We start from the raw sequence: 11,431 nt of genomic DNA on the forward strand, positions 1-11,431 counted from the left end.
CTTTTGTGCGCTTGGCAGCGCATCGGACTAATGGGTGAAAGTCCCAAACACACCGTAGTGGCGGAAGTGTATAGCTGACAGGTAGTGCATTGTCCGTGAGGAAGTGTGCGGAGGACCTGAAGGCAAAACCTGGAACAGGCGACAATTCAACCGTGTTGGCTGGTAGAGTCGGATAACCCTGCAAAAGAAGGGAGTGTCCTATTCCACAAGAGGACTCTGCTAGTTATGAGGACTGGATTCAGGTGAAAGCCCGGTGACGTGACCCAAGGAGATCTCATCGTCTCCACATTGTGGTAACCTTCAATCAAGTCTGGGATGGACAAGATGAAGTTATGGGTGGTAAGAAGTCAGAGCAGGGGATAGTAGTGATCAAGCTTACTGGAAAAGTCGCAAAGGTAAGTGACTTAGTACTTTGTTACTGAGAGGAGCCCTCTAACCTAAAAGGTAGGGACTTTATGCGAAGCCCGTCTGTCCGTGGAAGAAAAACCGAGTTATCTTAGAATATGTCATGTCCATACAGAAACCGATAGGACAAATCCGTAGATTCGGGGTCGAACAGAAGGGTAGACCGTATGGGGCGTAGTACTTGTGAAACTGCTGATATTGCCGAAGTTGGGCTAGTCAATCAACAGAATGAAAGGAAAGAAACGGAACATGAACGGAAAAGAAGACAAACAAGGTTTTCGTGAGGGAGCAAAGACCCCACAAAAGAGAAAGTGGTATAGTCTCATAGATAAAATATGGGTAATGCCAAACATGGAGGAAGCCTTTAAAGAGGTTAAAAGGAACCGTGGAGCCGCAGGGGTAGATGGAATAACAGTTAAGGCTTTTGAATTTGGAGTGGAGGATAATGTACAAATCCTTCAACGTGAATTACAAGAAAAGACATACAAGCCGAGACCAGTTAAACGTGTATATATTCCGAAGGCTGATGGTTCAAAACGACCTCTAGGTATCCCAACCGTGAGAGACCGAGTAGTACAGGCTTCTGTACGTAGAATAATAGAACCAATCTTTGAAGCTAAATTTCTTGATTGTAGTTTTGGCTTTAGACCGAATCGAAGTGCACATATGGCATTAGATAAAGTCCGAAAGGATTTAATGGATGGTTATGTGTATGTAATTGATGCAGACCTAAAATCATACTTTGATACAATTCCGCATGATAAACTAATGTCGTTGGTTAGAGAAGAAATAGTGGATGGAAGTGTTATTGGATTACTCGAGAGTTTCCTCCAAGCAGGAGTTATGGAGGGTGGCAGTTTCCACTTAAACGAAAAAGGATCTCCACAGGGTGGTGTCATCAGTCCGCTACTTGCGAACGTATATTTGCATCCGTTGGATGAACTTATGACAGAGAGAGGGCATCGCATTACAAGATATGCAGATGACTTTGTCATCTGTTGTAAATCACAAAAGGGTGCTGAGCGAGTACTCAAGTCAGTTACTCGATTCCTTGAAGAAAAGCTTGGGCTTATAGTTCACCCGGAAAAGACTAAGATTGTAAATAATATGAAAGAAACATTTGTCTTTCTTGGACATGAATTTAAGAAGGGTTACTGGGTTAAGCCTTCAGAAAAGTCAATAGAGAAGTTTAAGACTAAAATCAAGGAAATTACAAAACGAAACCAAACGATTAATATTAGAGTTTTGGTAAAAGAGAAACTAAACCCTTATCTACGTGGATGGGGAAACTATTTTGGACACTGGCATACAAAGACAATGTTTACTGAATTTGATAAGTGGATTAGAAGAAGATTGCGGTCAGTACAACTTAGGAGTTGGCGGAAAATAAGAAAGCTACATAGGGAATTACGTAGAAGAAAATGGGAAGGAGAACTTCCACGCTTACGAATGTACGCTTGGAGAAGTTCGAAATGCACACCAGTGCATACAGCACTTTCCAATAAATGGTTTAGAGAAATAGGTCTCGTATTTCTTGTGGATATTTACAATGAACATCATCCCCAACGGGGATAATCGCGGAGGAGCCGTATGCGAAGACCCGCACGTACGGATCTGTGAGAGGCGCATGAATAAAATTCATGCGCCTACTCTATTGTATTTTTATTATTTATCCCTATATTGGATAATCATTATTTTTCTAGACAAAATATAGATGGAGGTGTTTAGATTGGGTAAAAAAATAAAGAAAAGTAAACTAAATGCTGCACCAAGTGATGAGCAAGCTGTACGAGGTCAATTATCCAAACAATTTGATCACGAATTTGCAAATGAGCCATTAACGGCAAACGAAAAAGCTTTCAATAAAAAAACAAAAAAACGACAGTAATAAAGAAGCGGGAACAAAGGAATTTCCTTTGTTCCTGTTATCTCTTTTCGTGTACTTCTGACAATTTGCTTTTCCGAATTGGTGTTTTGAATCGATGTAACATATCTAATAAATCTTCTCGACTAAGCAGTTTTACATCACTTTTTTCGGCCTGATTTATGACCACTTTTGTGTAAGAACTGTTCGTAATAATCCATTTACTGTTTACATGAAAGTATTTGTTGGATTGATTGACTTCATTTAACGCTGACATTCCAACCTTGTTTTCAGATCGAATTGCTCTAACAACAGTAACTTCTTCCCCTTTTCTTAATATTAAATCAGCACCATAGTCGGGTGGACCTGGTGATCGATTAACATAGTAACCTTGTTGTTTAAACAAGTGATATAACAACTCTACAAATTCCGATTCAGTCATTTGATCGATTTCTTGAATAAGTAATGCTTTTTTATGCTGCAAACCTTTATTCATCTTTCTTACTAGCAGTGTTTTTGAAAAGATATACATAAAGTAGGAGCTAGTAATTAGGAAGAAAAATGTAACAAATGTAACAACTATATTGTTGGATGGAAATGAAATAGCAATTAAGAACATAATGACATTAGCTACCCCAATAAACTTTGCTTTATCTATTAGTTCCCAGGAAGCAAATTTATTAATTTCCCTGCATTTTGTTAAGAAATATCGAAACAAGAAATTCACCCACCTTTTTTTAGTATGCTTTCCTTAATTGGCTAATTTATACAGTAGGATTCATGAAATGAATTTGTTTTTAACTGTTCTTTAATCTAAAGTGAACGAATGAAATGAGGCTCGTTAGTATCTATCATTTATCTGAATTTGTAAAGGAAGTAAAATAGTAAGAAAAACTTTGACGATTACTTCTAATTTGAAATATGATAAGGGAAAAATAAGGTTGGATAGGATGTTTACCTATGAAAATATTATTGGTAGAAGATGATAAGACAATTGCAGCTGGATTAGAATATTCGTTACAACAGGATCACTATGAAACTATTCTTTGTTCCAATGCAGAGTCAGCTGTAAATGTGTTAGATCAAAAACTTGAGGATATTGATTTATGTATATTTGATTTATCTTTACCAGACGGAAGTGGTTATGACTTATGTAAAATAGTGAAACAAAGCAGTGACAAACCTGTGATTTTTTTGACTGCTTTTGATGATGAGGTGAACGTAGTTATGGGGTTAGATATGGGGGCAGATGATTACATAACCAAGCCATTTCGTGTTCGAGAACTTCTATCAAGGATTAAATCTGTCCTACGTCGATATAACAAACAAGCGCAATCAAATAATCTGATCGAAATAAAGGATATACGAATTAATACGTTAGAAGGTAAGGTCTATAAACATGGTGAAGAGGTGATTGTGACCGCTCTTGAATATCGGTTACTTCTAATTTTTGCAAATAACCTTGGACAAATATTAACGAGAAACCAACTACTAGAAAGAATATGGGATGTGGCAGGTGACTTTGTAAATGATAATACATTGACTGTTTATATAAAACGGTTGCGCGAAAAGTTGGAAGATGATCCGCAAAATCCAATCATCATTAGGACGGTCCGTGGAATGGGCTATAAGGCGGGTGATTAAATGTTGCGTAATAGGGAAATTCAACTGTTTTTGATTACCTTAGCAGTGATAAGTTTTCTTTCCATAACCACCGCATTCGTTTTCTTATCCATCCAAGCAGTGATTGTTATTTCCGTCACTGTTTTAGCCCTCCTTCTTAGTTTTCTGCTTTTCACGAGTTGGCGTTACCGAGAGATAGAAAAGCTGTCCAGTTATCTTAGACAGATTAGTAATGGAGATTATAGTCTCGATGTTCGTGATAATTATGAAGGGGAACTAAGTATTCTCAAAAGTAACATTTATAAAGTTACATTAATGTTGTCTGAGCAAGGCTCTTTATTACAACAGGATAAAATAAAACTAACAAACGCGATCTCAGACATTTCTCATCAATTAAAAACACCATTAACCTCTATGATGGTTATGGCAGATTTATTAAGAAATGCAGAATTAAATGAAGATAAAAGAGCAGAATTTACTAGAAACATTCGCGATCAGTTAGAAAGAATTGAATGGCTCGTTTCATCCTTACTTAAACTTTCTAAGATTGACGCTGGAACAGCAGTGTTTAAAAGGGAGAAGGTTTATGTACACGAATTAGTGGAAAGAGCCATCGAACCTTTGTTAATTCCGATGGATATAAAACAACAGACCTTAAACGTTGTAGGAGCAGAATCGGTATCCTTTATTGGAGATATGAATTGGACAACAGAAGCAATGATAAACATATTAAAAAACTGTGTGGAGCATACAGGAGTTGAAGGAGTAATTAATATAGCTTATTCGGAAAATGCTTTATACACAGAAATAACAATAGTTGATAATGGAAAAGGAATACCAAAAGAAGATGTACCGCATATTTTTAAACGTTTTTATAAAGGAAAAACGTCTGGTGAGGATAGTGTAGGTATTGGGCTTGCAATGGCCTATAGTATTATCACTAGTCAACAAGGGGACATTCATGTAACGAGTGAAGTTGGACATGGAACTAAGTTTCAAATAAAACTATATAAACAAGTTATATAGTTATTTCGAACAGCTTAAGTGACAATAATGTCACTTTAAAGTCACCTTAAAGTCATGTTAGGCAGATATACTGAAGCCAACGTTAAATCATTGGAGGTAATACAATGGATATTTTACAAATAAAAAATCTGTCTAAAGTATATGGCAAGGGTGAAACAGCGGTAAAGGCACTAGATGATGTATCTTTTTCCGTCAAAAAGGGAGAATTTGTTGCAATTATTGGCCCTTCTGGGTCTGGGAAATCTACTCTTTTACACTTGTTGGGCGGGGTCGATCGACCGAGTAGTGGGAATGTCCTTGTTGAAAACACAGATATTTACGGTCTTAATGAAACGCAGCTAGCAATTTTCAGAAGAAGACAGATCGGATTGATTTATCAATTTTATAACCTTATCCCTATTTTAACAGTAGAAGAGAACATTACACTTCCGATGCTACTAGATGAACATAAGGTAGATAAAAAACAATTCCAAGATATTGTCGGTATTCTAGGACTTCAAGAGAGATTAAGTCATTTACCGAACCAATTGTCAGGAGGCCAGCAACAAAGGGTATCGATTGGTAGGGCTTTAATAAGCAATCCAGCTATTATGCTTGCAGATGAGCCAACTGGTAACCTAGATAGTAAGAATAGCAGTGAGATTATTGAACTTCTTAAAATGTTTAACAAAACTTACAACCAAACGTTAATTGTAATTACGCATGACGAAAGGATTGCGTTACAAGCAGACAGAGTCATTTCAATAGAAGATGGAAGGGTTGCTAAGGACGAGGTGATCCGACCATGAATATCGTCAATAAATTGACAGTTAGACACCTGAAAGAAAACAAAAGAAGAACATGGGTAACGATCATAGGTGTGATCATTTCTGTTGCGATGATCACTGCTGTTGCGACGCTCGGTGTTTCATTTCTAGATTTAATGAAAAGACAAACCATTGCGACAGATGGTGAGTGGCATGTGCAATACAAAGATGTATATGCAGATCAGATAGAAGCAATTGAAGAAGATGAAACCACACAAAAATTAGTGATAGCAAATGATTATGGGTATGCAAAAATTGAGTCTGAAAATGAAAGTAAACCGTATTTATTTTTCAAACAATATAATGAGGAAGGCTATCATCAATTTCCAATTTCACTAAGCGAAGGTAGATTACCCACGTCTAATCAAGAAGTTGTCGTTCCAGAAGAAATTGCTGATGATGCTGGAGTTGACTATAAGATTGGAGATCAAATAACGGTAGACATTGGTGAGCGTCATTATAGTGAAGTAAAAGAGCCATTATCGCAAATAGAACCACTACAAATGACGGAAGATGGGATTAACGAAACTCTAGAAGTGAAAGCGACTGAAACATTTACTATTGTTGGAACAATCGAGCGACCAACATGGGAACCGTCGTGGTCTCCGGGCTACACAGTTATTGGCTATATAGATCAGTCGAAGTTAGGAGCAGACGACAAAGTGGATGTAGTTGTCGTTCTTGATAAAGTGAATAGTTCTTTATTTAAACATGCTGAAAATCTTGCAAGTCAACATAACATCGATAAGGTTAACTTTCATAGTGAGTTGCTTCGTTATTATGGAGTTACTGAAAATGATAATCTAAGAAGCACTTTATTTTCCTTGGCGGGTATTATCATGGCCGTCATTATAATCGGATCTGTCTCTTTGATTTACAATGCATTTGCCATAAGTGTTTCTGAACGTGCGAGGCATTTAGGGATGCTTTCAAGTGTTGGGGCTACAAAAAAGCAAAAACGGAATTCTGTCTTTTTTGAGGGAGCAATTATCGGTTTTCTAAGTATCCCGATCGGTATCATTTCGGGTATAGCTGGGATAGGAGCGACTTTTAATTTTATTAACGCATATGCTATTGAAGCTTTAGGTACTACAGAAAAGCTACTTGTTGTCGTTACTCCGTTTTCTATATTAGTAGCATGTATTGTTTCGATCGCAACTATTTTTATTTCAACCTATATGCCTGCAAGGAAAGCATCGAAAATCTCGGCTATTGATGCAATCAGACAAACGCAAGATGTGAAACTAACAAGTAAAAAGGTAAAGACCTCTAAACTAGTGCGTAAAATCTTTGGTTTGGAAGCGGAAATTGGCTTGAAAAACCTAAAAAGAAATAAAAGAAGATACCAGGCAACTGTTTTTTCGCTAATCATTAGTATTGTACTGTATTTGTCTGTTTCCTATTTTACTTCTAGTCTTCAATTATCATTGGATATGTCGCAAGAAGATATAAATTATGATATTCAAGTAACGGGGAGTAATGTTGCTGTTGAAGAATTTGAGCCTTTAGCTAAACTTGAAAATGTCACGGATGCTACTTTTTTAAATCAATACACCTTAGAAGGTTTGGTGGAGCAGGAAAAACTACCTGATGGATTGAAAGAATTGATAGAAACGGATGCTACTCTTCTTGAAAATGGCAAGTATCCCTATTATGTAGCCTTGCACAGTATAGATCATAAAAGTTTCTTATCGTATGCTGAAGATAACGAAATAAATGTGGAAGATATGGGAAATGGTGAAACTCCTTATGCAATTGTAATTGATGAAACTACCTATGAGGATGCGGATGAAGGAAAGATTATTCGAACCAAAACAATTCACACCTCTATTGGTGATACCTTTGATTTATATTGGAATGACTACGAAACGGAAAAAAGGGAAAAAACAGGAACAGTTAGCATTATTGGATTAACAGATCAAGCACCAATGGGAGTGAATCCTATGAAGGGCTTAGGTGGTATCGATCTTATCGTTTCCGAGGAGGTATCTGATCAGCTTTTAAATAAGGAAGTGAAAGTGCAAGATTCTTCTTATTTATATATGAATAGTTCTGATCCAATGGCTACCCAAAAAGCAATAGAAGATGTAAAAAAGTCAAATATGTATGTCTATAATGTTTATCAACAAAGGCAACAAGATGAACAGATCATACTATTTATGTCCATTTTCACATATGGGTTTATTACCTTGATCTCAGCGATATCAATTGCCAATATATTCAATACCATTTCAACTAGTATCTCGTTGAGAAAAAGGGAATTTGCGATGCTTAGATCTGTAGGGATGACACCAAAGGGCTTTAATAAGATGATTAACTATGAAAGTATATTTTATGGATTAAAAGCAATTCTGTATGGGTTGCCGATTAGTATTTTGATTATGTATCTTATTTATAGATCGACAGCCAACACATTTGACTATTCGTTTAGTCTTCCGTGGTTAAACCTATTATATGTTGTCATTGCTATCTTTTTGGTTGTTAGTTCAGCGATGTTGTACTCGATTAGTAAAATTAGAAAAGAAAATATAATTGATAGTTTGAAACAAGAAAATATATAACTAGATTGAAGAAGGTGAGTTTGCTTTATGGTGAACTCATCTTTTTTTGAGTAATGCTTTTTAAGGTGGTTGGTAGTATTGGATCTAATTTTTAATTAAATGATAGAATAAATGTGAATATATGGTAAAATTAATATGGATTAACTAACTAATAACTTGTCTTGTTGTGGGTGCAGACCATGGGAGGAAAACATGAAACTATTCGGGGTTATTCTTACTGTAATTACGTTTGGATTTATTGGGTTTATAGCTACCATTATTACTTTATTAACGAGAGATGGCGCATTTTACTCTAAGCTAATACCAGTGGTAACTACCGGTATTATTGTTATGATCATTCTAGCGATTTATGGTCAACTGAAAAAGAGGGTTGTAAAACGCAGTGTTGTTATTTTCTTTGCGTTATTAATTATTTCTGTAGCCGCTTATGAAGGGTATCAAATGTATGTGAAAAGTCTAGAAGTGGTAAGTACCCAGGACGTAGATCTTTCTACTTACCAACCGTTTTCAAACAATACAAAAGCAGTTAGTCTAGATGAATTTTCTACTTATAAAATTGAAAACAAGCTACCAAAGCTAGATGGCGCCACTGCCTTATATCCAGTTTATGCTTCATTTGTTCAAGCGGTATATCCGGAAAAAGAATATCCTTTATATCCGTTAGATAACAGTGAGGTCGTTTCAAGCCAAACAGATGAAGCTTTTAACCGATTAATTAATGGTGAAGTCGATATGGTATTTATGGCTCACCCTTCAGAAACACAGATGAAAATGGCTGAATCAAAGGTAGGTGATCTGGAACTGACGCCAATCGGAAGAGAAGCTTTTGTGTTCTTTGTTCACAAGGATAATCCAGTAAACACATTAACAGTTGAACAAATTCAAGGTATATACGCAGGAGAAATCACGAATTGGAGCGAAGTCGACGGTGATGATGAAGCAATTCGTGCATTTCAGAGACCGGAAGGCAGTGGGAGCCAGACGGCTTTAATTAATATGATGGACGGTACTCCGCTCATGGATCCACCTTCTGAAGACATTGTTTCCGCAATGGGTGGTATTATTCGAGAAACATCTAACTATCAAAATCGTACAAATGCAATTGGATACTCTTTTAGACATTTTTCTCAAGAGATGGTTGTAGATGGAAAGATTAAACATATTGCTATTGAAGGTCTATCTCCTACAAAGGAAAATATCCAAAATGATAGTTATCCTATTATTGGTGAGTTTTACGCTATTACTGCAGGAAGTGAAAATCCACATCTAGATGCATTTGTGGAATGGATTTTATCTGACCAAGGACAAAAGATCATTGATCTAACAGGTTATGTACCGATTAAATAATAGGAAGTGCCTGAGGCAATAAACAACGATTCAAGAGGGCGTCACTTCATATAGATGTGGTGCCCTCGGGGTTGTATTAAATATCTGAAGCAAGTTCGATTGTATAAGTTCCTCTTTCTGTAATTAAAGAAAACTGAGATTGATCGAATTGATACAATGTAGATTCTTCAAGTGGGATTTCGTAGTAGTCCGATGGGAGTGGTTGAAACCCTTCCTTATCGGTCTCGATATTTCCTTTTCCATTTAATAATAATGCATGCATTGGTTCATAATCATCTAATCTTCTTGTATCTTTTATATAAGATATGGAATCAAGTTCCATTAAGGTTCGATCATCATCTTCAAGCTCATGTTTAAAAATATTTATTTTCTCTCCGCTCCATTTTTGTAATAACTCATTAAATTCCTCAACAGATAAATATTGCTTCATCATTATCCCTCCTACTATTAGAGTTTCCAAGAACAAGACAATGATGTAAGTTTTTTTCATAAAAGCAATTTTCCTTCTATTTAATTAATAGGTATTCGTTAGAGTTTGTATTCTTTTCTTTGTATTTTTAGATTTTTTGTTTGCAGGTCTGATATCAAGTGTTTGCATATAGGTTGTACGAACCTTAGAAGGAATTCTATTCTTAAATTCATCATAGGCATAACTGTTATAATCTAATAAAGATCTACACTCTACCTTTTCTTTCATATTTAATACAAAAGAAATTTTAATCTTATTTTCTTTACCGTTTATAACATGTTCTAAGATTTCATATTCCTCTAGACTCATTGTCAAGTGATAGTTGATGTCTGAGAGGAATGTGTCTTCTGTATTAAAATATATATCTGTTCTTCCGACTATTTGTATCATATGATCACCCAAATGCATTATATCATTTGAAAAATGATTGGTAAAAACTTAATTATCATGGTTTCCGTTAAAAATGCTTATTAGAATTAAATTATGAATAATAACAATTTCAAAGAGAACATTATTAATAATATACAGTTGTGAAGGAGTTTTTGACATGGAAACGTATGAACTAACTAATATGATTGTTGATGAAGGCTTTCGTAGTAGAGAGACTGTTACTCTAGATTTAATTTACAAAGAAAAACCGTATAGTATTACTTTTAACAAAAGTGATTTAGAATTAATTAATGCTTGGGCTTTTGAAAATCATAATTCTGTTCCGACTGAATTGCCTGAGACTTTTATTGAACAATTAAGAGGAGATATTGAAAAGAGAATTTAATTAGATTAATTCCAACTATAAAGTACATTTCACAATTGAAGAGTTGAGACTTTGTATATGAAATAATGAAAACTAGGATAATTTATTGAATAGGCTATATGAGTATAAGTAAGTACTCAATCAGGAACGTCTGTCATTAATTTATGTTGTATCAAGATTACTCCCTTATTATATAGAAGAAAGATTTTATGATTATAAATGAGTGTCAGCTTATAGAGGTAAAATTTGGATTGAATAAAGGTATTGAATTAGACTTATATCCATGATATATTTGTTATCCGCCACTGAGAGCGGTGCTTATCTTACTCAATAAGTTAAAAAGTTATTGACGTTGATATTGATAATGTGATACATTTATAAAGTCGCTTTTTGGACAAGTTAACAACACAAAAAAAGATTGTTGACTTGCATAAAACGATTTGGTATAATATAAAATTTGTCGCCTAAAAGACAACTTTACTATTGATCTTTGAAAACTGAACAAAACAATCATTTATGTCAAGCAAGAAAAAAGCTAGTTTTTTGAATGAGTTAACACTCAAACACTTTATGGAG

11 protein-coding genes are annotated in these 11,431 nt (G+C 35.3%); 8 read left to right on the plus strand and 3 right to left on the minus strand.

Translation table 11 applies throughout. The annotated features are described in order from the left end of the window. Positions 1-654: 654 nt before the first annotated feature. Complete coding sequence (gene ltrA, locus NYQ66_RS05540; RefSeq protein ID WP_259867358.1) at positions 655-1,980, plus strand: group II intron reverse transcriptase/maturase; 1,326 nt, start codon at positions 655-657, stop codon at positions 1,978-1,980. A 154-nt stretch (positions 1,981-2,134) separates the two neighbouring features. Continuing rightward, positions 2,135-2,293 (plus strand): small acid-soluble spore protein O, encoded by a 159-nt coding sequence (gene sspO / locus NYQ66_RS05545; RefSeq protein WP_259867786.1) that lies wholly within the window; start codon positions 2,135-2,137, stop codon positions 2,291-2,293. A 37-nt stretch (positions 2,294-2,330) separates the two neighbouring features. Here sspO and NYQ66_RS05550 read toward each other — a convergent pair whose 3' ends face one another. Further along, positions 2,331-2,987 carry a restriction endonuclease gene (locus NYQ66_RS05550; RefSeq protein WP_259867789.1) on the minus strand — a complete coding sequence of 219 codons (657 nt, stop codon included), beginning with the start codon at positions 2,985-2,987 and terminating at the stop codon, positions 2,331-2,333. A 242-nt stretch (positions 2,988-3,229) separates the two neighbouring features. Between NYQ66_RS05550 and NYQ66_RS05555 the strand changes: the two genes are divergently transcribed. The 5 genes from NYQ66_RS05555 (at position 3,230) to NYQ66_RS05575 (ending at position 9,632) form a co-directional block, all read left to right on the plus strand. After that, positions 3,230-3,913, plus strand: coding sequence for a response regulator transcription factor (locus NYQ66_RS05555; protein ID WP_259867792.1), 684 nt, complete (start codon positions 3,230-3,232; stop codon positions 3,911-3,913). Next, complete coding sequence (locus tag NYQ66_RS05560; protein WP_259867794.1) at positions 3,914-4,918, plus strand: sensor histidine kinase; 1,005 nt, start codon at positions 3,914-3,916, stop codon at positions 4,916-4,918. A gap of 104 nt (positions 4,919-5,022) precedes the next feature. Continuing rightward, complete coding sequence (locus NYQ66_RS05565; protein ID WP_259867796.1) at positions 5,023-5,706, plus strand: ABC transporter ATP-binding protein; 684 nt, start codon at positions 5,023-5,025, stop codon at positions 5,704-5,706. Next, entirely contained in the window at positions 5,703-8,285 is a 2,583-nt protein-coding gene (locus tag NYQ66_RS05570; RefSeq protein WP_259867797.1) for an ABC transporter permease, read from the plus strand. The genes NYQ66_RS05565 and NYQ66_RS05570 overlap by 4 nt, the downstream gene beginning before the upstream one ends. Positions 8,286-8,477: 192 nt before the next feature. Further along, positions 8,478-9,632, plus strand: coding sequence for a PstS family phosphate ABC transporter substrate-binding protein (locus NYQ66_RS05575; RefSeq protein WP_259867799.1), 1,155 nt, complete (start codon positions 8,478-8,480; stop codon positions 9,630-9,632). A gap of 76 nt (positions 9,633-9,708) precedes the next feature. On the opposite strand, the gene NYQ66_RS05580 is transcribed toward NYQ66_RS05575, so the two are convergent. Next, positions 9,709-10,062, minus strand: a complete 354-nt coding sequence (locus NYQ66_RS05580) for a hypothetical protein (protein WP_259867801.1) — start codon at positions 10,060-10,062, stop codon at positions 9,709-9,711. 84 nt (positions 10,063-10,146) lie between these two features. Beyond that, positions 10,147-10,491: a hypothetical protein gene (locus tag NYQ66_RS05585; protein WP_259867802.1), complete on the minus strand. Its 345-nt coding sequence runs from the start codon at positions 10,489-10,491 to the stop codon at positions 10,147-10,149. 157 nt (positions 10,492-10,648) lie between these two features. Here NYQ66_RS05585 and NYQ66_RS05590 point away from each other — a divergent pair, with 157 nt between their 5' ends. Then, positions 10,649-10,876: a hypothetical protein gene (locus NYQ66_RS05590; protein WP_259867803.1), complete on the plus strand. Its 228-nt coding sequence runs from the start codon at positions 10,649-10,651 to the stop codon at positions 10,874-10,876. Positions 10,877-11,431: the final 555 nt, after the last annotated feature.

It is taken from the genome of Aquibacillus koreensis, from assembly GCF_025154055.1.
Taxonomy (GTDB): Bacteria; Bacillota; Bacilli; order Bacillales; family Amphibacillaceae; genus Aquibacillus_C; species Aquibacillus_C koreensis.

Bases quoted from the DNA above. Each gene is read 5' to 3' on its own strand.
- NYQ66_RS05570 (WP_259867797.1), top strand. From the start codon at position 5,703: ATGAATATCGTCAATAAATTGACAGTTAGACACCTGAAAGAAAACAAA.
- NYQ66_RS05590 (WP_259867803.1), top strand. From the start codon at position 10,649: ATGGAAACGTATGAACTAACTAATATGATTGTTGATGAAGGCTTTCGT.
- NYQ66_RS05555 (WP_259867792.1), top strand. From the start codon at position 3,230: ATGAAAATATTATTGGTAGAAGATGATAAGACAATTGCAGCTGGATTA.
- NYQ66_RS05580 (WP_259867801.1), bottom strand. From the start codon at position 10,062: ATGAAGCAATATTTATCTGTTGAGGAATTTAATGAGTTATTACAAAAA.
- NYQ66_RS05575 (WP_259867799.1), top strand. From the start codon at position 8,478: ATGAAACTATTCGGGGTTATTCTTACTGTAATTACGTTTGGATTTATT.
- NYQ66_RS05565 (WP_259867796.1), top strand. From the start codon at position 5,023: ATGGATATTTTACAAATAAAAAATCTGTCTAAAGTATATGGCAAGGGT.
- ltrA (WP_259867358.1), top strand. From the start codon at position 655: ATGAACGGAAAAGAAGACAAACAAGGTTTTCGTGAGGGAGCAAAGACC.
- NYQ66_RS05560 (WP_259867794.1), top strand. From the start codon at position 3,914: ATGTTGCGTAATAGGGAAATTCAACTGTTTTTGATTACCTTAGCAGTG.
- NYQ66_RS05585 (WP_259867802.1), bottom strand. From the start codon at position 10,491: ATGATACAAATAGTCGGAAGAACAGATATATATTTTAATACAGAAGAC.